The following is a 26,999-nucleotide window of genomic DNA, read 5'->3' as shown; positions in this document are numbered from 1 at the left end:
ATGTTACATGATGTATACAAACCAAATCGTCACTGGAAGGATATCGAATTATGGAAAGATGTTACTGAAGAGCAATGGAATGATTGGGTTTGGCAATTAACGAATACGATCAAAACGTTAGATGACTTAAGAAAAGTAATTAACTTAACACCTGAAGAAGAAGAGGGCGTTAAAATTTCAACGAAAACGATCCCGTTAAACATTACACCGTACTATGCTTGGCTAATGAATCCTGATGATCCACGCTGTCCGATTCGGATGCAATCAGTACCGATTTCGGAAGAGTTATATAAAACAAAATATGATTTAGAAGATCCGCTTCACGAAGATGAAGATTCACCAGTTCCAGGGCTAACACATCGTTATCCGGACCGTGTACTATTCTTAGTAACAAATCAATGTTCTATGTATTGTCGTTACTGTACACGCCGTCGTTTTAGTGGACAAATTGGAATGGGTGTACCGAAGAAACAATTAGATGATGCGATTGCTTATATTAGTGAAACACCACAAGTACGAGATGTATTAATCTCCGGTGGTGATGGACTTCTAATTAACGATAAAATTTTAGAATATGTATTAAAAAATTTACGAGAGATTCCGCATGTTGAGATTATTCGTATCGGAACGAGAGCACCAGTAGTATTCCCACAACGTATTACAGAAAATTTATGTAACATTATTAAAAAATACCATCCAGTATGGTTAAATACACATTTCAATACATCTATTGAAATTACTGAAGAATCGAAAAAGGCATGTGAAATGTTAGCGAATGCTGGTGTTCCAGTCGGAAACCAAGCAGTAATTTTAGCTGGTATTAACGACAGCGTTCCAATTATGAAAAAACTTATGCATGACTTAGTAAAAATCCGTGTACGTCCATATTACATTTATCAATGTGATTTATCTGAAGGTATCGGTCACTTCCGTGCACCAGTATCTAAAGGTCTTGAAATTATTGAAGGTTTACGTGGACACACATCTGGTTATGCTGTTCCGACATTCGTTGTTGATGCGCCAGGTGGAGGCGGTAAAATTGCACTTCAACCAAACTATTTAATCTCACAAAGTGCAGATAAAGTTGTACTTCGTAACTTTGAAGGTGTTATTACGACGTATCCAGAGCCAGAGAGCTATATTCCAGGAAGAGCGGAAGGATACTTTAAAGAGATTTATCCGAACTACGAAGAAAAACGTTCAGATGTTGGTATCGCAGGTCTTATGAGCGATAAGAAATTTAACCTCGTTCCAGACGACTTACAGCGTATGAACCGTCGTAAAGACTACGAAGATAATGATACTCATGCATCTTTAAAAGATAAACGTGATAAGCGTGATCAATTAAAAGATAAAAAATATCAAGCACAAATGGCTAAATTAGAAGAAAACGACAAAAAAACTGAGGGTGATGCAGTATGAATTGTATGTGGTGTGACAGTACAGAAGCGAAAGAAAGCTTGAATACTGTATATTGGGAATTACCAGATGGTACGAAAGCCATTGAAATCCAAAAGACACCATGTATTTCTTGTTCCTCGTGCGGGATGGACTATCAATCAGACCATACAGTAAAAGAAATTGAAGATCAGTTATTTTTAATTTATACGAAAGATTTACCAAAACAACTAACATATGAAGAATTAATGGGAAGACCACGTCTATTAAAAAGAAATTACTTCGACTTTTAACCAGCTTTTATGCTGGTTTTTTTCTTTTTTGCCTTGTATAATGTACCCAAGTTAGAAAGGTAGGGAATATTTTTGAAAAAGACATTTTACCATTATATGATGAAGCATCGTGCAGCTTTATTTAGAAATGAAATTTCAGATTTAGCAGAGGCGATGTATGATGATTTAAGTTTTCCGAAGCAATCTGAAGACTATGATGAAATTAGTTCATACTTAGAGTTGAGCGGAATGCTAGAAAGTATGTCTATATTTGATGAAGCCTGGGATTTATACATACAAGATAGATAAAAACTATTTGAAAACATACAGAATACATTACTTTATTTAAAGTGAAGTATTCTGTATGTTTTTTTATTGATTTGAAGCTAGTCTAGTTACTAGCTTTTCTTTTGAGTGTAACGTAAATTTTATAAGATTATAATTTTTATTGAAAAAATTTATGAATATAAGCTTCTGTGATAAGCGTTTTTATGTAGGTTGCATATACTGTTATCAAAATCACGACGTCAAAAAAAGGAGAGATAGAGATGGCAAGAAAAAAACAACCTAAATATAACGTAGGGGACATAGTCGTGATTACGCTATATGGAACCGTTGGGAAAATCACAAAAGTGAAGTTTTATTTTTACTACATTATTTTTCTATGCTATACTTTACTTTCCTCACTTATGATATATTAGGAGGCTGAAGGTAATGGAGTTTGTAGCAATCTATATGAGGTTGTCACGCGATTCTACGCAAAATGGAATAGAAGAATCCTTAGAAAATCATCGTTTAGCTTTAACAAGGATTTGTAAAACAAATGGATGGAAATATGACATATATGAAGAAATAGCTTCAGGGGTATCGCCAGAGCGTGAACAGTTAAACTTACTTTTGAGCAGACTTAATGATTATACAGCAATTTTAACTATGGACGTTGACAGAATTGGTCGTGATCCTGAGCATAATGAGAAAGTCTTGAAAATGCTTATACTTAACGGAATAAAAATTATAACACCTAGTGGCGAGTACGATTTTGCAAATGAAAATTCACAGATGTTATATAGAATGCAGTCTATGTTAAGTTCGTTTGAATATTCTGCTATACGTAAAAGACTTGGTCGTGGGAAGTTTTTAGAAGCAAGTAAAGGCCATTGGGTGATGAATAATATCCCATTGGGTTATTTGAAAAATCCTGAGACCAAACGTTTAGAGATAGATGAAAATGAAGCGGAAATTGTTCGTTATATTTTTGAAAAAACAATTGAAGGTTACTCAGTTAATAAAATATCTCAAGACCTTGATGCTTTTGGTTGGCGTTCAAAAAAAGGAAAAGTCTTGTCAACAGCTCATATCAGTCAGATGAGACGTAATCCATTATACTATGGAATTGTCAGATATGAGAGGAAGAACGAGTTAGGAAGAGTTCTTGAAAACTGCTGGGTCGAGGGTGCTCATCCTGGCATAGTCACAAAAGAAGAATTCCTAAGATGTCAAGAACTTATTAAAAATAATAACAACAAGAAATTTAAGACTCATGGAAAAGTTAAGCATATTCTACAAGGGTTAATTTACTGTGCCAAATGTGGACGGAAGCGTTATATTTGTGTTGATCGAAATGGCACTCCTTACATAAAAGCCGATGGAGCGAAAATAGAGAATGTAAGATGTTTAGATGCAGGAATAGCTTTGAAGCCAGTTACAGATGCAGTTATTGAAGATTTAAAAAAACTAAAACCTAAAATGGAAAAAGAAATAATAAATTTCAAAAAGAGAGACACAATAAAGTTAGAGAAAGAGATTAGTAATAAATTAACAGAAACAGAAGCTAATAAAGATAAGTTGAATAAAAAGAAAAAGAACTTGGTTGAAATGCGTATGAATGGAGAAATTACTAAAGACGAATTTTTACAGTTCAAAGATGGTTTGGAAGAACAAATTCGTCATACAGATGATATGATTCAACTACTTCAAATGAGACTAAATAACCTAAGTAACACTGAAGATGAAGTGAAAAAATTGGAGAAGGTTATATGGACTATAGATAACCTTGATAATTTATCTGTAGAAAAAATTAATTCATTCTTGCGGAGCATCATTAAAAAAGTACTGTTTTCTCGTAATATAGAGAGTAATCCTAATACTACCAAAAGAGATAATGTGGAGCCAACAGTCGATATTGAATGGATTGAAGGCATATCGATACTTTAGCTTAGATTGTCTCAGATTTGTTTATATTGAACATAGATTAAAAGATAATAGTCTTCTATTATCTTTTTTTATTTCGCTATATAGCGCCTTATGTTTACGAACGTTAGTTCGCATAATATAATAAATAAAAGAGATGGTGAGCGACCAACTCATGTACCATCTCTTAATACAACGCACAGAAGATAGACCTCTGTAATTAAATATTAGCATGTCTTCTTTTGTTGTGTCAAAAGGAGCGAGTGAAATGCCGATTAAGTATTATACAGAACAACAAATCGATAATTTAATTTATGTTCAAACACCGAAAGTACTTCTATATGGATCTGAGTACAAAGACATGATGCCTCAAGCGAAGTTATTATACATTGCTTTGTTGGATAAGTTAAAAATGAGCATGATGAAGGGCTGGCATGACTCAGAAGGGAAGTATTATGTCATTATGTCGATTGAATATGGAGCTGAGATGCTTGGTTTTTCTCATTCGACACTTAGAAGGTGTAAAACAGAGTTAAAGAAACATAATTTAATAGAAGAAAAACGAGTAGGACTTAATCAGCCTAATAGAATTTATGTTGGACGTCTTTTGTTTACAGAGGATGATTTGTATGAAATGGATGATTCTCGGAATGTTCAATATGAACACTCTGAAGTGTCCAAGGTGAGCACTCATGAATGTCAACTACGAGCAACATATAATAATAAGAGTAATAATAACAAGATAAATAATAATGAGAATATAAATATTGTTAACAATAACACTGATAATCAAGTTAACAATTCGACTTTGAATATGAATAGAGTGTCTCTTTTTAAACAAAAGACTTTAGAAGCGGTACATAAATATCAATCAGAGTTCATTACTGGAAGATGGGATAAGAAAACATATTTGGATATTGTAAATAAGTTTATGTATGAAGCAATTGAGCGAGGGGCTCATTTAGAAGTTAAATGCGTTGATTCGTATGTTTATGGATTTTTAAAGAAAACGGCTCATCATCATGACATGAAGTATGGTAAAAAGGGTTTTGAAGGTAAGAGTGATACAGTGCTCATGTATAACTGGCTTGAAGAGAATACAGGTGATTTACCTTATTAATATTGATTAGAATAATTCCCAGAAGCTCCAGATTGTCTTGTGTTGAATAAGAACATGATAGATAATAATTTTATATTATCTGTCATGTTTTTCCTTACAATGAAAATCTGAGTGGAGGGAATTGGAATGTCTTTATATGCTGTATGTCTTGTTGAAAGTGTTGAGGACAGTGAATTAATTAGCGTAGTAAAAGCGAATTCGGGTGAGGAAGCTCTGGAGCATCATTTTAGAAAGTTTGTATGTATGAGTGAAATTATGAAGTTATTTATTACTGACTTATCAAGCGAAGGATTCTTCCATAAGTATTTTAGTGATTTAGAATGGGACGGATTTAAAGAAGAGTTTGTAAATACTCCTAGCTTCATTGATTTAATGGAGAGGACTCATAAAGTTTGGGAGCAAGCTAGTGAAGAGCATGGATATGTTCCTTCTTGTATTGTCGAACAAACAGCTTCATTGCTGTCTGATGAAATGTGTCTTTCGGTAGCGGACTTTCTAATAAAAACAGATTTGGAGACATGGGTAGGAGATGCAATTGTGACGGAAGTAGAAATTGAAGTTGTTTAATTGTTAAAAGAGATATAAGTTAGTGGGAAGTTCATAGAAGGAAAGAGGCACTTATTGATGAGTTACCATATTTAAGATGGTATAGGATAGCCCTTAGAAACTCTAAATTAGATTGTATTGTACAGAATTTGTAATTCATTATAAGATTAAACGGCTATACAGGGAGATTTAAGAAGAGATAGTACAGGCTATCTCTTCTATCTCTATATAATTATTCTATCTGTCTTTTGGAAAACGTAAATCGAGTTTAGAAAAATTTTTTTAATCGAATTAATTTTAATAAATAATTTCTCAATAAGGTTATCTTAGGATAGTTCTCAGAAGCTCTAGAATTAATTCTAAGACATATGTAATTCATTATAAGATTAAGTAGTTATATGAGAAGGTTTAGGAAAACTTAGGTTAGGTCTTCTAAACGAGCGAATCGATATAAGTGACGATTCAAGTATTTACGGGGTCTTTGCTTATTAGAGACATAATCATTATGTTTAATTGTCCATTCTAATGCTCGATGTCCCATGATATTGTTTTCTAACGACCAAGCGCAAGCTTCTGAAATACCCTTAAACTTGGCAACCACTATTTCTGAACCGTCTTCTAACTTTTTATAACAAACAAATGGCGCCGTTATATTATCAAGTTCATTTGTTTGGTTATCTTTTTTTATTTCGGGGTTCTGATTCAGTTCTGGACAAATCTCAACTCTAGCAAATCGATAAAGGTGAGTATTTAGATATTTTGTCCATTTCCCTTTTGGAAGGTACGTATTTCTGGCAGCAGTTGCCTCAACAGCACCGCCATTCATAATTTTATTTTTTGTTGACCATCGTATAGCTTCATGAATACTCCTAAATACAGCAATAGCTTCTTCAGAGCCATCTTCTAGCTTCTTATAGCATACTACAGAGATTGGGAGAGATTTTGACATTCATATTTCCTCCTTTTGACTGTACTATTTTACCACAAGTCAGACGAGGTGGAATCGGTTTGTTTAATAATAAAATCTTTATTTTATTATTAAAAATAAAAAGGACCTAAGTGGTCCTTTTGTGGCTTCTTGAACTAAGGCAGCCATTTGTTTAAGTACAATATTTTACAATCTTACTTTGAACAAGAATAGGGCTGGTTATACAGCCTTATTTTAAGCTATCTATTTTGTTCATTGTAATAACCTTGCTAGATTTTTTGAGATTGTAGGTTTACTAGCTGATTCTCTAAACATAAGTAAGATTTCATTTTTACATGTAGTTTGTTCTTTTAAGCACTTTAATAGGTGAGTATTTGTTAAAAGCTGGTTGAGTCTATCTTCGCTAATATTTATTGCTAAGAAGATTCCTTTTTTATATTGATATTTGTTTATGAACTGATCGATTTTTAATATATCCTTTTTCATATCTGCAACAGTAAGCCCAGGGTTAGCTTTAACTTCTATAATTAAGTCTTGATTATCGAATGTTTGGGGTTCATGTATTAAGAAGTCAGGATAATATACGCCATCAGTGCTTTGCATTCCATATAATTGTTCGATTTCACTGCCTACTTGAGATTTGCGGAGTTCAGCTTGCAAAATCACCTTTTCATTCAGCTTATTTTGTTCCATGATTTTGCGGAGTTGATGATAAAGTTCATAGCAGAAGACTCGCTCGTGATGCATACTCAAATACGGTATTAACTCTTCTCGATTCTGAGATTCAACATTATGAACATTTAGCATAGAATCGATCCAATTCTGATTTCCAAAATAAACTTCCTCAACATTATTGAGTGCTTTTCGAAGGAAATCTATATATGTACGAATATCCATGTGTCATTTCTCCCGTGTTAAATTTTGTAAAGTTTATTTCCAAATTCATTGGTCATAAATTAAGTATGGTGCATATTCCCTATTTATTCAATCTATTTTCCTGGGATATTAATATTCTAGGGTAGATGGGTTTAATCCTTCTTAAAGTAAACTGCCTATTAATTTAAGACTACTAACTTCATAAACTTTTGCTTCTAATGTTCCAAATTTGTTATGTTTCTTATTTAAAATAGAAAGATAACAAATTTGGAACACCTTTAAGAAAAATAAATTTTAAAAATTGCTTCGTTCGATTTACGTTTTTCATTTTACATATATAAACATAAAGTGAGAGAAATAAATCAATCGGAGGAATTAGATATGGAAAATAAAATATACGTAAGTGACATAATTACTACAGATGTAGTTGAAGAATTAGAGCGAGGTAAAAATTATCTTATCGGTTCTGAAATGAATAGTGGTAAGAATTATTGGATGAGACGTGTTCTGCTTCCACATGCTCTAGAAAGTAATAAAAAGACATTATTTTTATCACATAGAAGAAATACATTAAATCAGCAAGCAGATTATCTTGAAGAATATAAACAAGAATGTATTCGAAAATTCAAAGGCGGAATGTTTGAACTAAAATCTTATCAAGCTTTTCAAAAGATGCTTCAACGTAATGATCTAATGATTAATCAATACGACTATATAGTTTGTGATGAAGCTCATTACTTCGTGAGTGATAGTTCTTTCAATACGAGAACCGAATTAGCTTTTAATTTTTTAAATCAAAATGACAAAGCTGTAAAAATCTTTATGACAGCAACATCAGAGGGACTGTATTATTTACCTTGGAATAATGAATTAGAAGTTCTGAAAGAAGCTAATTTTTACAATAATCAAGTGAAAGATTTATATCGTTATGAACAAAATGAAACTGTTTCATCAGTGGTTCATAGTGAGATTAAAGAAGGAAAGAAAGTTCTTGTATATCATAATTCAATTGATACAACTTCAGATTTCAATATTGGTAACAGCAAAGTTTTACATTCTGGCAATCGTGAAAATTCATTAGAATTCAAACAAATTGTTGAGAATCGCCAGTTTGAATGTGATGTTCTAAATACAACAAAACTTATGACTGAGGCGACAGAAATTAAAGATGATTCAGTCGAAACTGTTGTTATTCATGGAATTAGTGATATTGATACTTTTGTTCAAGCTACTGGACGAGTTAGAAATCATAAAGTAAACGTCTATTATAAACGTATTTCGAAAAAGTCCATTTTGGCTAAGTTGCGCTATCTTGAAAAGCAATTATTCTATTATGATGAATTCATTAGGCTTGGGGAAATTGATTTTATTGAAGAATATGGAATTGATGTGATTAGTAAGTCTATGAAAGCATTTTATTTAGATACAATAATGGATCCGCTCAGCAATCAAAAATATACGCGTCTTAGAGTTCATACGACAGGTTTAGCATATTTAGAGTATCAAGCAGAGATGTATTCGTTTATGAATGTTTATGGATTTGAGGCGTTTTTTGATAAGTATTTTCCTAATATTTATTATGTGGATTTAGAGCAGCTTAAGAAAGAAAATTACATTCAACTGGATATAATCGATAACTACATTAACAAGAAAATTTTCAAACAGCAACAGCAAGAATTAATTGATGTAATTTGTAATAAGTATGGGTTACGAGCGAAGAATGGCTCGAGAAAAGTTGGGATAAAAACTATCAATTCGTTTTTTGAAGAAAATAATATTCCTTTTATTATCGAAAGTAAAAAAGAAAGTAAAGGCGAGCACAGAAATAAAATGTATTGGCTACTAAACATGTTAAACTAATGTTCCAAAAAAGTTACTCTTCTATTTTAAAATAAGACAATAACATATTTGGAACAAGGCGGACACAGGTAATGTGTAGAGGTTTTTTGTGAAATCCCTTTCCAATATTACGTACAGAATTGGGTCACAACGTATATATATTATAGAGAGGTCTTAATAAATTAAGTCTCTCTTATTTCTCATCTTTTAGTGTTTTCCATATTTGGTGCCTTTTGTGCAAATGAATCCTCCAAGTTATGTAGTTAAGTAAAACATGATTCTGTTAGAGATCTAAAGAGTTCTTATAGTTTCTTAATTCAAATTATAAAAGCTTTTTGGATCTCACCTCCTAAAAATTAAATATAAGATTATTAGATAAAGTATTTGAAAAATCTTTTTTGAATATTTTATTTAGTAATTTTGGTTATTAAACATAGGCGATACTTCGGTATCGTCTTTTTATTTTTTTGCATTTCACTGCTTTTAAAAGCAGTTTTAATAACTTGAAGGGAAGTAACAAACAATGAAAATGGAACTTCGTATTGCAGTTTCAGATTTACATACAAATACAGATGGAACAATGACCGTTTCCGGTTATGTTAATAAAACAGGTCAACTGAGTAATGTATTAGGAGTTACAAAGCGATTTGTTGAAAAGATTGCTAAAGGTGCTTTCTCACGCGCTATTCAATCAGGAAAAAAAGACATTGAATTCCTTGCTGAACACAAGGGCGACTTAATTTTGGCGTCTACTCGCAACGGTTCTTTACGATTAACAGAAGATAATCAAGGGCTTTATATGGAAGCGACAATTGCTTCTACATCATGGGGAAAAGATTATTACGAATTAATTAACTCTGGCATACTCAGAAACATGTCATTTGGTTTCCGTACTATTAAAGATAGTTGGAGATTACTTGAATCAAATCTTTATGAACGAACGATTGAAGAGCTTGAATTATTTGAGGTATCAGTTGTAAAAAATCCTGCTTATTCTCAATCAACAATTGCAGCTCGCGGTATTCATCTTGTTAAAGATATAGAAGTCCCAAAAGAAGTCAAAGCATACAATCAGCTAAAGGAGAAGAGAGAAATGGAAAAGACGGTAATTAGATATGGTATTGAAGAAAGAACAAGCGAACAATTAGAAGTAGAACGATTTGAGTCTTTTGTTATGGGAAAACAAAATGGACAAGAAAGAGACATGAACGAAAATCGAAATAGCGAGGTAAGATTTAATACAACGGGAACAGCTGGTGGAGCAGTAATTCCTGAATCAGTTCACAATCAAGTAATTAAGAAAGTGGAAGAGTATTCTCCTATTTTTGAAATGGCTCGTAAGTTTCCATCAGTTGCAGGTACGTTAACGATTGCAAGGGAAGATAGTCTAGATGATGCTGGTTTCGTTGGCGAAGGAATTAATTTAAAACAATTAGCTATGGATTTTGAAACTGTTAAATTGGAACAAAAGAGAGCTGGGGCATATATTCGGGCTTCTAATCAGTTATTAAATGATACTGCAATCTCAACATCAGATTATATTGCAGACTTATTATCACGTAAATTAATAAAAGCGATTGAAAAATCAATTTTAGTTGGTTCTGGTGGAAATGAATTCAATGGTATAATAAACGATACATTCGTTCCAACAGTGAAGGTGCAGAAAGTTGAAATTGATGAATTAATGGATTTACATAATAGCCTTCCTTACGATTATGCAAATGGAAATGCCGCATTTATTATGGCACGTAAAACATATAATCAAATTGCTAAATTAAAAGATGCATTAGGTCACTCTTATGTACAAAATGGAGTAGTAAATGGAAGACCTACAAGAACGTTATTTGGTAAAGCAATTTATATTACTGATGTATTACCTGAATCAACACCAGTAATTTTCGCAAACTTTTATCATGCTTATGCAATAATGATTAAACAGGCTGCGAGATTACAGCGAACAGTTGATACTGAAAACGCTCTAGCAGGAACAACTACTTTCGTATTGGATAGTTATATAGATGGAGCAGTTTATAATCCACAAGCTATTGCTAAATTGGTTATTGCTTAATCTATTTAGAATGTTAAAGTAGAGTGTTTAAAGGATCAGCATTTGCTGGTCCTTCTTTTTTATTTTTTATAAAACATTATTGGATGAAAGGTGGAAGCATATTTAATGAAAGAAATAGAATCAGTTGAATGCTGTAGAAGTATACTCCGTGAAGAGGAGTATAGAATTTTAATTGTACGTATAGCAGTTCATTATTTAAAAGATAAAGTTAGAAGTAAAACAGAATTATATGGGGAAGTAAACAGGGTACTAATAGCACGACAGCTGGAACCATTTTCGTTTGGGTTCATTCGTAATAATGTATAGCAATAAAATGAAATTAATACCCGCCTATCCCTTTTGAAAAAAACGTTAAAATACATATAATAAACGAGGAGAGTCCACTCACACCCAAGGTACCAATTGGCCCAAACTCCGTTGAAATAAAAAAGATTATTCTGTACGAATAACCCTTCGAATTATTTTTATTCTTTATCCTTCTTTTCGTCTTCTCCCAAAGATTGAGTGTCACGCCATTCAAGTGTAACTTTATCTCCGACAGCCATGCCTGGATAAGGTCTTATGTGAACTGTAACACCTTCGCCAAATTCCTCTCGATTGCTTGGCTCATCTAGACTTGGGGTTTCTGGAAGGGCTAATCCTTCTTTTGAAGCATTTTGCTTTTTATCAGACATATTCATTTTCTCCCTCTTAGTTCAATTTTAATAGCCTCACCGATATTATTTCTTTTTTATGAAAGCTTATACCTTCTTTATTATCTAGTAGACGTTAGGCCTCCGACATTTAAGAGAACTCTAAAACTCCGCTGAAATAAAATAGAGCTCTATCGAATATCGATAGAACCAGTTAGTTGACGTTTATTTATCTCTCTCTCTCTATTATTAATTATAGGGATTTATTCCATTTCATAAACGGATTTGATTGGGAATTTTTAAAAACAACTTTGTATTTATTGAAGTGTAAGTACATAGGAATAGAATCCTTGGATATAAAATTTGCAAAAATGTAAAAAAAGTTAAGTCTATGAATGTTGGTTTCTGTCTACGTACCTGTATCTATTAACTTAAAAAATATTAGAAGAATAATAACATTTTTGTAAAACTAATTTATATAGTAAAATATGGTTATAGAGGATGCGATCATATAGAGGAGGAGTAACGTGTACTTACATAGTTTAAAGTTGTGGAATTGGCGAAAGTTTGGAGAAAAGGAAAATAATCAACCCGGGCTTGAGGTAGAGTTTAACAAAGGATTAAATGTTTTGGTTGGAGAAAACGATTCAGGGAAAACAGCTATAATTGATGCTATAAAAACTATACTGGGGACTAATAGTAATGACACTAATTGGATAACTGAAGAAGATTTTTATAGTGGTTCTAATAACTTGAAAATAGAGTGTAATTTTAAGGGGTTATCAAAAAAGGAAGAAGCTTATTTTTTTGATTGGCTTTCCTTTGTTAATGGTGAAACAGAACTAAGAATAGTGATGGAAATAGAGTATTATACAGATTTAAATGGGCATAAAAAAATAAAAAAGAGCACTAAAGCGGGTGATGTAAATTTAGAAAACGTCATGGACGATGAGGTAAAACAATTGCTTGCAGTAACATATTTAAAGCCTTTACGTGATGCTGATGTAGAGTTGAATTCAGGCAAAAAATCAAGAATAGCTCAAATTATAAAAAGTCTAAAAGAGTTTTCGTCAAGTGAAGAAGTAGAACATAAAAAAATAATAGATGAGTTTCAAAATGCTTTTGATAATCTTAAAACAGTTTTGGAAGAACCGGTGTTAAAGAAAGTTAAAAGTACGGTAGATGAATTTTTTAATGAGAGAAACAAGCGGACCCCAGAAATCAGAAGTAATAATATGACATTTGTTGAAATTTTAAGGAAGCTAGAATTAAGTATAGGTGAAGTGGGGACAGGTTTAGGAAGCTCAAATTTATTATTTATTGCTGCAGAATTACTGTTATTAAGCGAAGGAGAAATAGGCCCTAAACTTGCCTTAATTGAAGAGGTAGAAGCTCATATCCATCCACAGGCTCAGTTAAGATTAATAAAATACTTTGAGAAAAAAAGTAATGAAAATGAAATGCAATATATATTCTCTTCTCATAGTACGACGTTAGCTTCATCGATTCCATTAGAAAATTTAATATTTATTTATAATTCAAATGCGTATCCAATGAGAAAAGGAGCAACGTTATTAGAAGATGATGATTATAGTTTTTTAGAAAGGTTCCTGGATGCAACTAAAGCTAACATGTTTTTTGCTCAAGGTGTGATTTTTGTAGAAGGTGATGCAGAAAATTTACTAATACCTACCATAGCAGAATTAATAGGAAGGCCATTGCATAAACATGGGGTTTCTATTGTTAATGTTGGGGCATTGGCATTTAAGAGATATTCATCTATATTTCTTAGAAAAGAAGAACAAAAACCTTTGAATTTTCCCGTATCAATAATTACAGATTTAGACTTAAAACCCATAAAATACTATGATTCACCAAGCTATTTTCTAATAAATTCTACTCAGAATAAGGAAATAATTGAACTTTATGATTTAAAAGATGTTAATGATGATTTAAATGGAAGTTATGTAGATATAAGTAGTTTTAAAGAGAAATTAAAAAAGGTTTACGAAATTACACAGCTTAAGGAAGAGGTTTTAGAGATACTTCAACCTTTATCTGAATTAGAATTTGAGTCACATCAGGCTAATCGTTTAACTAAATTAGAAGAAAATTTCTTTCATGGCGTAGAGGAGACTCGGATTTTTGTATCTGCCCCTTGGACGTTGGAATATGCGATAGCTAAGAGTAGCTTCAGTAAAGACTTTCAAAGGATTGTAGTTGAATCAAAATATGCGGATGAAGGATATAAATCAAGACAATTAGAGAGTTGGAGAAAGATTACTGATGACGAAGAGCTAGCGGTAGATGTATATAAATTTATCCTTAAAAAGCAGGTATCTAAATCGATTATGGCCCAAAACTTTGCCGAGTATTTATTGCAAAATAAGAAAGAAGCGATAGATAAAATTAGTCAGGATAACGAATTGGATTATTTGGTTAAAGCAATACTTCATGTAACTGGTGGTGAGTGAGGATGGAATTTAAAGATTTAGATTATAAAAGGGTTGAAGCGGTACTCTTAAATGATGTCCAGTTAAATCATCTCCAAAGAACATTTATAGAGTTATTTGAAACTAAAACAATAATAGCTGGACCAGGAACTGGAAAAACAACTTCGTTAGCGGCTAAGATTACTCTTATGTTATTAGCTTTGAAAAGAGAAAATACAAATGAAGGCATTTGTATTATAACGCATACTAATGTTGCTGTTAATGAAATAAATAATGCTTTACAGAAAGCTGGAGTCGGAAAAATAAAGCATCCGCATTTTATAGGAACAATACACGAATTTTTCAATAAGTTTTGTTTGTTTCCATTTTTTAGAATGAATTTTAAACATACTGCAATAAATTTTTTAAATGGACACAACGATATAGAATATTATGTTTCAATGCTTTCAAAAAAATATTCTTGGATGAGTTCTGGTGTCAAAACAGCTATTGCTAGAAGAATTGAAAAAAGTCATTTAATTATAGATTATGATCAAAAAATAGTAGATATAGAGAATAGCACTGATTGGGATAAATTTGATAAATATAAGCTAGACATGTTAGGGATAAAGATGAAAAGAAAATCATTAGGATTTTTAACGTATGATGACACATTTTTCTTTTCGGATATATTTTTGTTTAATGATAAAATAGTTGAAATTCTTAGAAATAGATTTAAGTATATTTTTATAGATGAATTTCAGGACACTAACAAAGATGGTGAAAGGTTATTGGATCAACTATTTAATACAGACAATAATATAATTCAAAAGATTGGAGACCCTTATCAAACAATAACATATGGTGAAACAATGCCTGTTGTCAAAGAGGAAGATACTTTTAAGCTTAATGTTTCTAACCGATTTGGAGAAGAACTGGCAAAGCATCTAAATATCATCATTCCTGAAGCTTGTATAGAAACGCATGAAGAGAATACATCTTTTAAGCCAATCTTATTAGCATATAATAACCCAAAAAGCGTTGGAGATGCATATAAAAATATAATAAAAGAACTATCAAAACAATCGGATGTATTCAAAGAGTGTGGAAAAAAAGATAGTATACTTGTTTTAAGAAAGGACTCCACTAACGAGTTCTTTAATACGCAATATAAAGAAGATAAAAAGAAAAAAAGAGACTCTGTTGTAAGGGAATTGAAAAATGTAATTGTTAATTTTATACACAATAAGATAACAGAACTTGAATCAGGAAATTCTGGAGAAATAAAAAGATGGATTTTGAAACATGAAAAAATATCTAAGATAAATGAGATATTATCGGATATGATAAAAATAGGAGTTAATGAAACGCTAGTTGTAAATCTAAAGCAGAAAATTAACTCTATTTTAATAGATAAAGAGATAAATGGAATAAGGGTAGATAATAAACTTTTTGACGAAGTTTCGGCGATAATTATTAAAAATCTTGAAGTTGATGACCAAAGAAGTTATGAGAATCAAATTGCCACCATTCACTCTGTTAAAGGAGAAACTCATAGGTCAGTGCTGCTGTTAGATTTTGAGGAGCGACAGCTTACTAAAATCTTGATGCATCGATACTTATCTTCAGAACCCGATGTAATGGATTTTATAAATAGAAATTTATTATATGTTGCTATGAGTAGGGCGAGCCACCTTTTCGTTTTTGCTATAAAAGAAGAGGAATTAACAGATGACGTTAAACAAAAATTTGGAAGCGCTGATTGGGACATTAGGTATGTTCAAGAGTTCGTTTAAATGGGTATTTAATAAAGCATAAAGAGCTGCTTTAATGAATATAACAATAATCTAATGAGTATATTGGTCTCTACTCGATAGAATTAATAAAAATAAAATAAAGGGAAATTGTATCTGCGTACTTTTACAGATACGATTTCCCTTTATTATTTAGAATATCAAAAAAATGAGTTATCAAATTGTCTTATAAATCAATCTGATAGGTGATTTAATATGATAATATTTAAAGGTTGTAAAATTCAACAGAAGTCATTCTGAAGCTTTTTATGGATTATGGTGCATTTTAGGGTTATGAAAGTTACTTTTTACCTTAATAATCTACAGGAGTCCCTTTTTTATCTGTTGGATTGTAGTATTTATCATATAAAATGTCCAACAACTTCCATCTTTCTTCATTACTTAAATCTTGGATAGCTTCTACTACATCTTCCGCAGTAAGTTCAATTTCATCAAAAGTCCTTCTTCTTTTAATTATTCCATCTCCCATATTAATCGCTCCTTAATTTGATTGATAAGAATTTATTTTCTTAATTATACTAACAATTTCGTGGGTAATAAATTATTTATTTCAGTTTTTGATTTACATTTTTCATTCTCCCGATAGAAAGACGATAGGGACAAAGAACACAGACAAAGAGCCCTGCATATTATATCGTCGAGGTGAGAGGCCACATGAAAATTAATGTCAGACATATTAATAAGCCGAATTTAAAACTTATTGCAGAGAATTTAATTAAATTGTCTGAAGAGATTGATATAGAATCCTTGAAAAAATCAAATAATAATTGTACAAATAAAACATCTTCAAAATAACTCATACATATTCCATTGTATGGGTTATTTTTTTTACTTGAATTTATAAATTGAGCAAAAACGCACTTAAATAGGTGTTTTGTGAATGTAGTGAAAATAAAATTTCACAAATATGAAGGTTTTAGATGGAGTTTATGTATACGAAGTCAATAATCACGATGGATTTTACGTAGAGCAAACGCTGCAGCACGTTACAGAGCAAGATATGAAGAAGGGCGATACGGAGTGGATTGAATTAAATTATAATTTCACGTTTGGTGATCTTGTGCAAGTAACTGGATATGATAAAGATGTTTTCCGTATTGTTGGTTTTCGTACAGAAGTATGGAGATATAAGAATGACGCATGGGAAGATACAATTTATGAATTGTCACGGATTACGGATGGTGAATGGTTAGAAGCGGATGAGTCAGATTTAACGTTACTTGCCAATGCTCAAACGGCAAATGCAATTTTGAAGAAACTGAAACAAGATAAAGCAGGTATGAATAAATTAGATTTAGGTAAGTTAAAGTCAATTAACAACTCGAAAAAAGTGAGTGTTAAGACGAATCGTCAAGAAATCATTGATGGATTACTTGATATTTATAACGATTATCAATTATTGTTCGATACATTTAAAGATGAAGAATATAAAATTGTAATGGATGTTGTTCATAATTATTTAGTTAAATTGACAGAGAAAAAATAGTTAACTAGAAAGAGAGAATAAATTGAACAACAACATATGCAGTATAAGGTATGCCTACAATTATTAAAAAAATAAAAAGCCACTTTATAAGAGAGTCTGCCCATTGATCTTCATGCATGAACTCTTCTTTTGTTTGTCCTACTTCATATTGATTTTCCATTATTATTTCCCCCTTTGAATAGCTTGTACTACAATCGTATGCATCTCGTCCAAAGCTTATGACCTATAAAAAAATAAAATCTATTTTTCTAATCTCATATACATAATTTTGAGATTTTTTCATAAAACAGAAATAAAGGGGTGATGCTCATGAAGGAAATTGAAGTCGTGATTGATACGGAAGAGATTGCGGAGTTTTTTTATGAGCAACTAATTGAAAGAGGGTACGTCCCGAAACGAGAAGAAATTGAAGATCTCGCAGATATTACATTTGAGTATTTATTAGAGAAATGCATGATTGATGAAGTTTTTGATGAAGAGGATGAATGAAAGTAACGACGGGCATAACTCGTCGTTTTTTTACTCTTTACAAACCTGTCACAAATATAGTCAATAATTATTGGTATAATTAAAATGAAATTTTACTCAAGAGGTGAAGGGATGTTCAAAAAAATTATTGATTCTTTATTAGGAAAGAAAAAATATCGTTCGTATTCAAGTAGTGATTACCGTCGTAGAGGGCGCTCGTATTCAAGTAGCGATTATAAACGACGTTCATCTGGTTATGGACATCAACATTATAAAAGAAAACGTAAAAGCCGTAGCTTCTTTTCAAGTAGCTGATGAAATGGCGTCGTGTACTAGCATTATTTGATAGACCACTGCGGAAAAATACAATTGTTGCAGAACGTTATAAAATTGAATCAGTAATTGGAATGGGCAGTTATGGGGTCACATATGTCGTTAATGATTTACAAGTAAATAGATATAAAGTCTTAAAACAATTAAGACAAAGTAAACAAAGATATGAGTCTGGTAGAAAATCATTTGAACAAGAGAAAATGATTTTACAAACATTAAATCATCATGCAATTCCTAGTCTGTATGATCATTTCATATGGGAGAAAAAGAGCTTCTTTGTGATGGAGTACATGCCTGGTAAAAATTTTGAAGATTATATTTTCATAGATGGGTATGTATATACAGAACGTGAGGTTTTTGAGATTTTATATGAAATATTAGAAATTGTATCGGTGTTTCATAGTGAAGGCATTATTCACCGAGATTTACGCATTCCAAACATATTAATGAAAGAAAATCAAATTAGTATTATTGATTTTGGATTGGCTAAATGGAAAGGTGAGGGTGATGAGAGAGCTACAACTTACGAAGGTGAACAAGCTTTGATGCGAGAAGTCCACTTTCGTAGCGACTTTTATGCACTCGGTCATTTCTCGTTATTTTTATTATATGCAGGATATGAATCTAATGAAAAACAGGAAAAACCATGGTACGAAGAATTAACTTTGGAAAATTATAATCGCGAAATGCTTATGCGAATGTTACAAATAAAAACGCCGTACTATGAGAATGTACAAGATTTAAAACAAGATGTAGCTTCTGCTTTAGAAAGGATGGAGACTCCATGTTTCAAAAGTTTTTAGCAAGCGTTGGTATTGGGAGTGCAAAGGTAGATACTGTTCTTGAAAAAGATGAGTATATTGTTGGGGAAAAAATAGTTGGAAATGTTCATATAACTGGAGGTTCAGTTAGCCAGCAAATTGAAAGCATTTACTTAACATTATCGACGTCGTATGTACGAGAAGTGGATGATAAAAAAGTAACAGCAACGTATGATTTAGAGCGAGTACGCTTAACAGAACCATTTTCTATAGAACCGAATGAAAAAGTTGAAATTCCATTTTCTTTTCCAATGCCAATTGAAGCACCACTTACACTTGATATGAAAACGGTTTGGATTCATACAGGTCTTGATATTAAACATAGTATAGACCCAAGTGACCGCGACTACGTTCAAGTGTTACCCAATGCATTATTAAGTAGTGTTTTAGATAGTGTAAATGAATTAGGGTTTAAAGCACGTCATATAGAATGTGAAGAATTACCGCATCGATTACGTAAGCAAGTTCCATTCGCACAAGAATTTGAGTTTATTCCAGTTTCTGGAGAGTATTATGGGAAATTAGATGAATTAGAATTATTAATCTTGCCACGTGCATACGATCGACTAGAAATTATTATGGAAGTAGATAGAAAATCTCGTGGTTTAGCTGGATTATTCGCTGAGGCGCTTGATCTTGATGAGAAGGTGATTCGTTTTACCGTAACAAGAGAAGATATCCCTGAGATGAAGCAAAAAATTAATAATTATATTTTTTAATAAACTATGCATAAAAAAGGAATGGAGAGGAAAACTAAAACAACCGCTCCATTTTTTTGCATAGTGAGGTTATGTATGTGAAACGATATCGACATTTATACTTGCTAAGTTTTACGTTACTCATTTGTTTTGTCGTATTATCACTTTCGTATCATACCGCTTGTATTGAGAATTTTGACAATATAGTCGCACATTTTATTCAAAGCTTTCGAAACGATTATTTGACGACCTATTTTACTTGGGTGTCTTTTATCGGTTCCAAAAGGATATTTTTCCCATTACTCATTATTCTTGTAATGTATTTTCTCGTTAGAAAAAAGTTGCTTAGTGCATTGCTTCTAACAATTAATTACTACGGATCTCGTTATTTAAACAGTCTGCTTAAACTATGGTACGAACGAGCAAGACCTGATGTTACGCAGCTTGTTACTGCAACTGGATATAGTTTTCCGAGCGGTCATACGATGAATGCTACGGCTTTTTTAGGATTTATTGCATACGTCACAATTACTGAAGATCGTATTTCGTTGCATAAAAAATTGCTAATTATTCTTATAGCAAGCTTTGTTGTATTATCTATTTCAGTTAGCCGAATATATCTTGGCGTGCACTATCCATCTGACATATTAGCAGGATGGGCAGCTGGCGGTAGCTGGCTCGTTTTATGTGTTATATTCCATAAAACGTTCATAAAAAAAGAACCTATGTCATAATAGGTTCTTTTTTCATTGGCTCAACATGAATGTGTGCATGGTAAATTCCAAACTTTTTGCGAAGCATAGCTTCGATGTTGTCGGTAATACAGTGACTTTCTCCAACATCCATACGAGCATCTACTTCAATTGTAATATCAACGTACGTTTGATTCCCGTACATACGTGCTCGAATATCTACAATGTTTTCCACACCGCCAATATGCTCAATAGCATCAGCGTATTCCTCCATTTTATCAGGATCAATTCCATCTGTTAGCATATGAGAAGATTCTACGAAAATCTCCCATGCAGTTTTACAAATAATAAGACCAACAATTAAAGCGGCAATAGGGTCTAAAATAGGCATTTGGAACTGAGAACCGACAATACCTACTACAGTACCGATACTTACGAGTGCATCTGATAAATTATCTTTTGCAGCAGCTTCTAGTGATTTACTTTTTGTTCGTGCTGCAATTTTTTTCGTATACAAATACACGCAGTACATAACGACAGCAGAAAATAAAGCAACCCATGCAGCGAGTACATTAGGTGCTGCTTGTTTCGGATTTAAGAAAGATTGAATGGCACTAATAACAACTTCTAATCCGACTGTTGCCATAATGAAGGACGCAACAAGTGATGCGATTTGTTCGGCCCGTGAATGCCCATACGGATGATCTGGGTCACGAGGTTTACGAGATATTTTTAGACCAATTAATATCGCTAAAGAAGCACCGATATCCGTTAAGTTATTTAAACCGTCAGCACGTAATGCGCTAGAGAGGGTAATATAACTGATGATGATTTTCATAGAGGATAAAAATATGTAGGCCATAATGCTGACAATAGCACCTTTATCAGCTTCTTTATGAGAAAGAGTATCCATTTTAATCACTCACCTTTCTTTAAAGGAATTTCTTTCTATAAATAGAGTATCAAACGAAAGTCGTGTGGGTCTATACAAACATTGTTGACGTTTTATAGCTTTTTAAGAAGGGGATAACAAAGTTTCGTGAAGGAAAAATATGTTGAAAAGTACAAAGTCAGGGTGTGAACCTAATTAGAGTTTATTTACTAAAGAGATAGGAGGGTAGATGGATGAAGAAGCGAATACTTTTCTTACTATGTACTATTCTTATAATGACAGGGTGTAATTCATTAAACGATGAAAAACATCAAAAGATAATTGTGAAAACAGATGAAAGCCCTCTGAAAAATATTTTCCAGAGGGCTTTTATTTTAGTATGCTTCTAAAAACTCAGTAACTTGCTCTTCAGTTTTTGCATTAGCACTATGTAAGTGGCCTAGCTTCTCACCATTTTGGTATACAAGTAAACTTGGAATACCCATTACTTGATACTCTTCAGCGATACTTGGAAACTCATCTTTATTAATAGAATACCATTCAAATTTATTGAACTCTTCCATTACATCTCCGATAAAGTTGTCCATACGTACGCAATCTGGGCACCATGTAGTAAAGAACTTAACAACTACTGGCTCCTCGCTTGCGATGATGTCTTTGAATTCTTGTTCTGTTTTAATTTCTTTCATAAGTAAAACTCCTTTCAATATTACACGAATTTATATGCAAAATTCGTATTTGCAAACATGTTGCAAACTTATTATTTGTTTTTTAGTTTTGTAGTTCGTTCACACTTATAAAACTGTATTTTAACTTGTATATAACATGACTGCACTTCTAAGTGTGAAAATAACGGAACCTCACTTTTCTTTATAAGCTTTTTCCAGGATTGTGTCAAACTTCTGAATTGCAGGGTTACCATTTACATTAAATCATCTGTTTTTATTATTAGAAAGTTTCGCCTATTTAAAAAGAAAACAAGAAAGAAAAAACAAATAATTGAATTCTAGATTATTTACTGCAATAAATAACCTAAGCTTGAATAATTCTCTATCATGGGAAGATAAAGATGTTTCTTGTATGTTTCATAAACTTAAGGATTCTATCGCTTGTATCAGATGCGGCATCGCTATTTTAACAGTAGAATTGTATTAAAAGATAAGTAAAAGGCATCTAATTAAGATGCCTTTTTATTTTAATTACAAAAATTGAATAAGGTTAGAAATTATATGATTGTAATGGGAATTAAGGGATATTAATAAAAAAATTTTATTAGGGATTTGCCTTAAACATTTATTGCAGTTAAGAATATTTATAATAATATGAACTAAAAAAGGTCCGATTTTTGTAATGTTGGAGGGGATTATTGTGGACATAACTCAAAGCGTATCAAGAATAGTGGTTAATGGAAAAGATCTTTCTTTCACTTCAGTTCAAACCTCTGCATGGAATCATGGACCTGTAAATGATTTAATTGTTACGACGAATCAGAGAGTGAATGAGCTTTATCAATTCATGTGGTCACAAGTACCGGTTACGATTTCGGTATATTTTCTTCAAGGGGCGGATTTACTGAGGTTCGTTAGGGTTGCGGGAATTGATGAGCGTGTAACAGGAGAATATGTATATCATTTCATTTGGTGATAAGAAGAATTCGAGGTAGTCTAGCAGCTACTTTTTTATTTTGTCATTTGAATATAAGCGAGCGGACTAGCTTTATAGTACCCACTGAAATAAAGAATCATAATATAATTTGTAACAAATTATATGGAAGTGAGTTGAAAATCATGTTTTATTCATATTTTAATTCTCAAGCTGGCATGCGACCAGCGTACGGTACGTCTATAACGTATAGTGGAGCACAAAGTACAGTCCAAGCTATTCAACAAGCATTACAAATGCAACAACAAATGCAAATGCAGCAGCAAGGAGTACAACCATATTACTCATCCGTAGAGTATTTTTACCCAGTACATCATGTTACACCGTATGGAAGTTCTTTTCTTACTATTCCATATGGAACTGTATACAACTTATAACTAGTAAGGAATGAAGTGGTGTATATAAATAAGGGTGCAGGTTAATAGCGCCCTTATGAACAATAAAAATAGCTAGTCCAAACCTTATAAATCAATCTTACATAATATGTAGTAATAAGTTTGAAAGGGGAATTAGTATGTCTTGTTATTACTACTGTAAGTATTGTAAGGAGTATAAAAAGAAGCACCATGATTGTTGTAAGAACACTAGTAAGTGCCATGATAACAAGGACAATCTTGTTAGAGCATCGGCATTTAGAGCTAGAAATACTGTGAATCAAAATGTTCCTGCTAATACTTTTGTGAAAGTGTTATTTCAAAATGAACAATTTGATTTAGCGAATGAGTATAATCCAGCAACATCTATTTTTATGCCGAAGACTAAAGGAGTATATTCTATTATTGGAACGATTGGTTTCTTTCCAAACGATCCAATTTTAAATTATAGAGCGCGTGTAGAAATTCGTGTGAATGGAAACGCAGCGATAGCTATAGATAATGACTTTTTTGGTCAAATAAGTTTTGGAAATGTAGTAAGTGTTTCGACGATTGTTCAATTGAATGCAGGGGATGAAGTTGAGGTTTATGCACAAAGTAGTATAGATGGAGTTTTAAGTCCTTTAGAAGATGGTGCACATTTTGAAGTAGCAAGATTTCCTTCTCCGATTAAATAAAGTCATTAAACATTGAGTTTACAGAAGCTTAAAGGTAAATCCTCACCGAAATGGTGAGGGTTTTTTACTCTATTAAAAATAGTAACAGGTCGTCCAAGCTATTCTAATCTATATAGCATACTATATAAAAATAAGTGTAAAGGGGGACTAACTATGTCTTATTATTACTGTAAGTATTGTAAAGATTACAAAAAGGAAAGTCATGATTGTTATAGAAAAAGTAGTAAATGTGATAGGAAGTATGTAAAGGTGAAGTGTTGTGATGATAAGAAAGAGGAGTTTGTAAGGGCATCGGCATTTAGAGCTGTGAATACAGTTAATCAACCTGTTCTAGCAAATACTCCTGTTAAAGTATTATTTCAAAATGAACAATTTGATCTAGCGAATGAATATAATCCAGTAACATCCATTTTCACTCCGAAAACTAGAGGGGTATATAGTGTATTAGGAAATATAACATTTTCTCCAAATGATTTTAATGTGAATTACAGAGCTAGAGTAGAAATTCGTGTAAATGGAAATCTAGCAATAGCGATAGATAATGATTTCTTTGGAACAGGAGTATTTTTTAATAATGATGTTTCAGTAACTACTATTCTTCAATTAGAAGCAGGAGATTCAGTTGAAGTTTTTGCAGAAAGTAGTATTGCGGGCGTAATTGTACAAAATGTTAATGGTTTAAATACGGTTCACTTTGAAGCGGCAAGATTTCCTTCTCCAATTAAATAAAACAGATCATTAAATGTTTTTTAGTAGGTTTAGTTAATCCCCTTACCAAATGGTGGGGGATTATTATTGTTTTTCTAAAATATATAAGTAAACAGGTAAAAGTGTAGTTTAATTTGTAGAGGCTTTAACCTTATTCAGATAATGAAAAAAATAATATGTAAATAAGTAACATGCTTGTGAAAACTCAGTGTTAGTAAGTTTACTAGTTTTTTTATAGAACAAGAAAGACGAAATACATAAAAGATCGCATCATTACGTTTTTTCTTTACTATATAGAAATTACATATTGAACATAAATTTGTGTAGGGAATGCTAGTACACTGAAAAGAATAACATAAAGGCGATTACACTATATAAAAACAAAATCAATCCTAAGATGAGTAGTATTGGATGCAGCTTGAACATATTTGACCTCCTTGAGTACATAAAGAATTTTAATATATTGTTGGTCAATTTAGAAGGGGACGGTTACATAAAAAAAGAGCATACATAATAAGTACGCTCCAAAGAAAGATAGGTTTTATGAGTGGATAATCTCCATGCGATAATATATGTCCTTTTAATAAAAACGTGTAAAAAATCAATGAATTATCAATGGAATATCATAAAATGAGTAATTTTAGTCTAGGAATGCAGTCATTTTCTTTCTCAGTTATTTTAGGTAACAAAGTTGTGAAAATCGTGCATTATGCGGACTAACAACGGGATAACGATCGTACTTCAGTTACATATTTCTTAAAGTCTGGATATTGCGTGATAGTTTGACATTTTGGGGTGCATAGTTGATTAATAATAGACACATTTGTAATTACTTCGTTACAAGGACCGAAAAATGTAACTTTTAGCTTTGAATTTGGTGGGATTTTGAACACGATAGGCTTTTTTTCCATGAAATCAGCTCCTAATATTGAGTATTATAATTTAATGGATATAGAGTCGTATTAGTATAATATGAAATTTCAGTGGATTTGCTTATAATAAAGAATTTCATAGTAGTAAAAGTGCTTAAAGATGTAAAAGGGAAATTGAGAATGCGAAATAAAATGTTTAATTAATATAATCAATAAATACGAAAATAGTTAATATAACTAATACATTTTTTAATTTGTTACATATCATGTTAGTAAGAATTGTATAAGGAGGTAGTATAAAATAGTGGAAGAAAATGTACAAGCTCAGCTTTCGCCACCGTGGATCACATATTTTAATGAATTAAAAAATTCAATAGGTGCTGATCCAACTGTTACAGTTGGGCCACTTATTCCTGTTGGTGGTAATTATATTATTTTAGTGCATGCGTTAAGTAATGAAAAAGCGAGAGCGTTAGCAACGTTTTTAAAATCTTTTGTACAATTTGGGAATGTAAGTGTGACAGTTATTGTAACGAATAATGAGAATGAAATTGTAAATCCATTTCCTTGTCCACTAGATGCATTTGAAATAGCTCATTTATTTCAAGTAGCACTAGAAAACAATCCTTATTTTGAACAAGTTGTGGTACAGCCTCAGTTCCCTGGCGGACCGAATGTTGTCTTTCCGGTGTTCACTGCGGAAGTCATTCAGTTTTTCAATGACGATATTTCTAACTTATGTCAAACGTTTACAGGTGTTGCTGCCAATGTATTTCGTGATGTAATGAATGATGAGGTTTGTGATAGCCCAATATTATTTTCTACAAGTTGTGTTATGAACAGTGAAAATACACAATTACAAAATAAAGATTTAACACCAAAATTGTTTTATTAGACTATAAAAAGACATTTTCAGTAATAGAAAATGTCTTTTTTATGCACCAATAGTGTTCAGGTTGGACAATTGTAGGTTAACAGGAATAATTTTCAATTAATTAAAATTTTTCTAAATCTCATATTTCATGGAAAGATAGTAATTTTGATTTAAGAATATATAGAAAATGAGGAATGATTTTTATTAACTGAAAGGGAATTGATACTGGAAGTTTTAAGTTAATATTATAGGAGGATTTTTTCTAATATCCGTAAAAATGATCAATACCTAAATTGATAGGATGAGACTACATAACAAATAGTAAGG

General features: G+C 32.0%; 29 protein-coding genes. 21 read left to right on the top strand and 8 right to left on the bottom strand.

The genetic code is table 11. The features are described 5' to 3' along the window. The 6 genes from kamA to ACLBXA_RS24555 all read left to right on the top strand — a co-directional run bounded on the left by kamA (position 1) and on the right by ACLBXA_RS24555 (position 5,547). Complete coding sequence (kamA, locus tag ACLBXA_RS24580; protein WP_000902145.1) at positions 1–1,422, top strand: lysine 2,3-aminomutase; 1,422 nt, start codon at positions 1–3, stop codon at positions 1,420–1,422. Continuing rightward, complete coding sequence (locus tag ACLBXA_RS24575; RefSeq protein WP_000995766.1) at positions 1,419–1,691, top strand: YokU family protein; 273 nt, start codon at positions 1,419–1,421, stop codon at positions 1,689–1,691. Before kamA ends, ACLBXA_RS24575 begins: the two co-directional genes overlap by 4 nt. A gap of 72 nt (positions 1,692–1,763) precedes the next feature. Further along, positions 1,764–1,979, top strand: coding sequence for a YozE family protein (locus ACLBXA_RS24570; protein ID WP_000750717.1), 216 nt, complete (start codon positions 1,764–1,766; stop codon positions 1,977–1,979). A gap of 405 nt (positions 1,980–2,384) precedes the next feature. Then, positions 2,385–3,884: a recombinase family protein gene (locus ACLBXA_RS24565; RefSeq protein WP_447617573.1), complete on the top strand. Its 1,500-nt coding sequence runs from the start codon at positions 2,385–2,387 to the stop codon at positions 3,882–3,884. A gap of 244 nt (positions 3,885–4,128) precedes the next feature. Continuing rightward, positions 4,129–4,980, top strand: coding sequence for a replication initiator protein A (locus tag ACLBXA_RS24560; protein ID WP_447617572.1), 852 nt, complete (start codon positions 4,129–4,131; stop codon positions 4,978–4,980). Positions 4,981–5,106: 126 nt separating this feature from the next. Beyond that, complete coding sequence (locus ACLBXA_RS24555; protein WP_447617571.1) at positions 5,107–5,547, top strand: hypothetical protein; 441 nt, start codon at positions 5,107–5,109, stop codon at positions 5,545–5,547. Between the two features lie 397 nt (positions 5,548–5,944). Here ACLBXA_RS24555 and ACLBXA_RS24550 read toward each other — a convergent pair whose 3' ends face one another. Both ACLBXA_RS24550 and ACLBXA_RS24545 read right to left on the bottom strand, forming a co-directional pair. Continuing rightward, positions 5,945–6,475, bottom strand: a complete 531-nt coding sequence (locus ACLBXA_RS24550) for a hypothetical protein (protein ID WP_447617570.1) — start codon at positions 6,473–6,475, stop codon at positions 5,945–5,947. Between the two features lie 231 nt (positions 6,476–6,706). Further along, the gene (locus ACLBXA_RS24545) at positions 6,707–7,351 is read right to left on the bottom strand and encodes a hypothetical protein (RefSeq protein WP_098831068.1); all 645 of its coding nucleotides are present in this window, start codon (positions 7,349–7,351) and stop codon (positions 6,707–6,709) included. A 360-nt stretch (positions 7,352–7,711) separates the two neighbouring features. Between ACLBXA_RS24545 and ACLBXA_RS24540 the strand changes: the two genes are divergently transcribed. Both ACLBXA_RS24540 and ACLBXA_RS24535 read left to right on the top strand, forming a co-directional pair. Next, positions 7,712–9,190 carry a DEAD/DEAH box helicase family protein gene (locus tag ACLBXA_RS24540; RefSeq protein ID WP_447617569.1) on the top strand — a complete coding sequence of 493 codons (1,479 nt, stop codon included), beginning with the start codon at positions 7,712–7,714 and terminating at the stop codon, positions 9,188–9,190. 502 nt (positions 9,191–9,692) lie between these two features. Further along, complete coding sequence (locus tag ACLBXA_RS24535) at positions 9,693–11,237, top strand: phage major capsid protein (RefSeq protein ID WP_447617568.1); 1,545 nt, start codon at positions 9,693–9,695, stop codon at positions 11,235–11,237. A 464-nt stretch (positions 11,238–11,701) separates the two neighbouring features. Here the strand turns inward: ACLBXA_RS24535 and ACLBXA_RS24530 are convergent, their stop codons facing one another. Continuing rightward, on the bottom strand, positions 11,702–11,911 hold the full coding sequence (locus tag ACLBXA_RS24530; protein WP_255289644.1) for a hypothetical protein: 210 nt from the start codon (positions 11,909–11,911) through the stop codon (positions 11,702–11,704). 485 nt (positions 11,912–12,396) lie between these two features. Between ACLBXA_RS24530 and ACLBXA_RS24525 the strand changes: the two genes are divergently transcribed. Both ACLBXA_RS24525 and ACLBXA_RS24520 read left to right on the top strand, forming a co-directional pair. Continuing rightward, positions 12,397–14,343 (top strand): ATP-dependent nuclease, encoded by a 1,947-nt coding sequence (locus ACLBXA_RS24525; protein ID WP_447617567.1) that lies wholly within the window; start codon positions 12,397–12,399, stop codon positions 14,341–14,343. Positions 14,344–14,345: 2 nt separating this feature from the next. Then, the gene (locus ACLBXA_RS24520; RefSeq protein ID WP_447617566.1) at positions 14,346–16,097 is read left to right on the top strand and encodes a UvrD-helicase domain-containing protein; all 1,752 of its coding nucleotides are present in this window, start codon (positions 14,346–14,348) and stop codon (positions 16,095–16,097) included. Positions 16,098–16,407: 310 nt separating this feature from the next. On the opposite strand, the gene ACLBXA_RS24515 is transcribed toward ACLBXA_RS24520, so the two are convergent. Next, on the bottom strand, positions 16,408–16,584 hold the full coding sequence (locus tag ACLBXA_RS24515) for a hypothetical protein (RefSeq protein WP_180235586.1): 177 nt from the start codon (positions 16,582–16,584) through the stop codon (positions 16,408–16,410). A 438-nt stretch (positions 16,585–17,022) separates the two neighbouring features. Here ACLBXA_RS24515 and ACLBXA_RS24510 point away from each other — a divergent pair, with 438 nt between their 5' ends. Then, a complete protein-coding gene (locus ACLBXA_RS24510) occupies positions 17,023–17,601 on the top strand; it encodes a hypothetical protein (RefSeq protein WP_053564578.1) in 579 nt (192 codons plus the stop codon). 4 nt (positions 17,602–17,605) lie between these two features. Here ACLBXA_RS24510 and ACLBXA_RS24505 read toward each other — a convergent pair whose 3' ends face one another. After that, complete coding sequence (locus ACLBXA_RS24505; protein ID WP_000431485.1) at positions 17,606–17,761, bottom strand: DUF3930 family protein; 156 nt, start codon at positions 17,759–17,761, stop codon at positions 17,606–17,608. 149 nt (positions 17,762–17,910) lie between these two features. On the opposite strand from ACLBXA_RS24505, the gene ACLBXA_RS24500 reads away from it, so the two are divergent. The 5 genes from ACLBXA_RS24500 to ACLBXA_RS24480 all read left to right on the top strand — a co-directional run bounded on the left by ACLBXA_RS24500 (position 17,911) and on the right by ACLBXA_RS24480 (position 20,655). Then, positions 17,911–18,090 (top strand): YozD family protein, encoded by a 180-nt coding sequence (locus ACLBXA_RS24500; RefSeq protein ID WP_000658451.1) that lies wholly within the window; start codon positions 17,911–17,913, stop codon positions 18,088–18,090. Between the two features lie 111 nt (positions 18,091–18,201). Continuing rightward, on the top strand, positions 18,202–18,384 hold the full coding sequence (locus tag ACLBXA_RS24495) for a hypothetical protein (protein ID WP_000473371.1): 183 nt from the start codon (positions 18,202–18,204) through the stop codon (positions 18,382–18,384). Further along, positions 18,384–19,205: a serine/threonine protein kinase gene (locus ACLBXA_RS24490; protein ID WP_000872072.1), complete on the top strand. Its 822-nt coding sequence runs from the start codon at positions 18,384–18,386 to the stop codon at positions 19,203–19,205. Before ACLBXA_RS24495 ends, ACLBXA_RS24490 begins: the two co-directional genes overlap by 1 nt. Continuing rightward, entirely contained in the window at positions 19,187–19,942 is a 756-nt protein-coding gene (locus tag ACLBXA_RS24485) for a sporulation protein (protein ID WP_097825948.1), read from the top strand. The genes ACLBXA_RS24490 and ACLBXA_RS24485 overlap by 19 nt, the downstream gene beginning before the upstream one ends. A gap of 77 nt (positions 19,943–20,019) precedes the next feature. Continuing rightward, positions 20,020–20,655: a phosphatase PAP2 family protein gene (locus tag ACLBXA_RS24480; protein ID WP_002082842.1), complete on the top strand. Its 636-nt coding sequence runs from the start codon at positions 20,020–20,022 to the stop codon at positions 20,653–20,655. On the opposite strand, the gene ACLBXA_RS24475 is transcribed toward ACLBXA_RS24480, so the two are convergent. Together ACLBXA_RS24475 and ACLBXA_RS24470 are read right to left on the bottom strand one after the other, a co-directional pair. Continuing rightward, complete coding sequence (locus ACLBXA_RS24475) at positions 20,645–21,526, bottom strand: cation diffusion facilitator family transporter (protein ID WP_000380385.1); 882 nt, start codon at positions 21,524–21,526, stop codon at positions 20,645–20,647. The genes ACLBXA_RS24480 and ACLBXA_RS24475 overlap by 11 nt on opposite strands. A gap of 353 nt (positions 21,527–21,879) precedes the next feature. Continuing rightward, the gene (locus ACLBXA_RS24470; RefSeq protein WP_000658787.1) at positions 21,880–22,194 is read right to left on the bottom strand and encodes a thioredoxin family protein; all 315 of its coding nucleotides are present in this window, start codon (positions 22,192–22,194) and stop codon (positions 21,880–21,882) included. A gap of 679 nt (positions 22,195–22,873) precedes the next feature. Here ACLBXA_RS24470 and ACLBXA_RS24465 point away from each other — a divergent pair. The 4 genes from ACLBXA_RS24465 to ACLBXA_RS24450 all read left to right on the top strand — a co-directional run bounded on the left by ACLBXA_RS24465 (position 22,874) and on the right by ACLBXA_RS24450 (position 24,947). Next, complete coding sequence (locus tag ACLBXA_RS24465; RefSeq protein WP_000355694.1) at positions 22,874–23,149, top strand: hypothetical protein; 276 nt, start codon at positions 22,874–22,876, stop codon at positions 23,147–23,149. 143 nt (positions 23,150–23,292) lie between these two features. Further along, the gene (locus ACLBXA_RS24460; RefSeq protein WP_000500101.1) at positions 23,293–23,544 is read left to right on the top strand and encodes a DUF3947 family protein; all 252 of its coding nucleotides are present in this window, start codon (positions 23,293–23,295) and stop codon (positions 23,542–23,544) included. Between the two features lie 137 nt (positions 23,545–23,681). Then, positions 23,682–24,218 (top strand): C1q-like domain-containing protein, encoded by a 537-nt coding sequence (locus ACLBXA_RS24455; protein WP_447617565.1) that lies wholly within the window; start codon positions 23,682–23,684, stop codon positions 24,216–24,218. A gap of 153 nt (positions 24,219–24,371) precedes the next feature. Beyond that, positions 24,372–24,947 carry a hypothetical protein gene (locus ACLBXA_RS24450; RefSeq protein WP_086391020.1) on the top strand — a complete coding sequence of 192 codons (576 nt, stop codon included), beginning with the start codon at positions 24,372–24,374 and terminating at the stop codon, positions 24,945–24,947. Positions 24,948–25,642: 695 nt separating this feature from the next. Here the strand turns inward: ACLBXA_RS24450 and ACLBXA_RS24445 are convergent. Continuing rightward, positions 25,643–25,837 carry a hypothetical protein gene (locus ACLBXA_RS24445; protein ID WP_000412557.1) on the bottom strand — a complete coding sequence of 65 codons (195 nt, stop codon included), beginning with the start codon at positions 25,835–25,837 and terminating at the stop codon, positions 25,643–25,645. A 265-nt stretch (positions 25,838–26,102) separates the two neighbouring features. Between ACLBXA_RS24445 and ACLBXA_RS24440 the strand changes: the two genes are divergently transcribed. After that, positions 26,103–26,693: a hypothetical protein gene (locus ACLBXA_RS24440; RefSeq protein ID WP_000392278.1), complete on the top strand. Its 591-nt coding sequence runs from the start codon at positions 26,103–26,105 to the stop codon at positions 26,691–26,693. Positions 26,694–26,999: the final 306 nt, after the last annotated feature.

This window comes from Bacillus sp. D48C, from assembly GCF_053345735.1.
The sequence above is the reverse complement of the archived record's forward strand: the minus strand, read 5'-3'. Positions and strand labels throughout refer to the sequence as shown.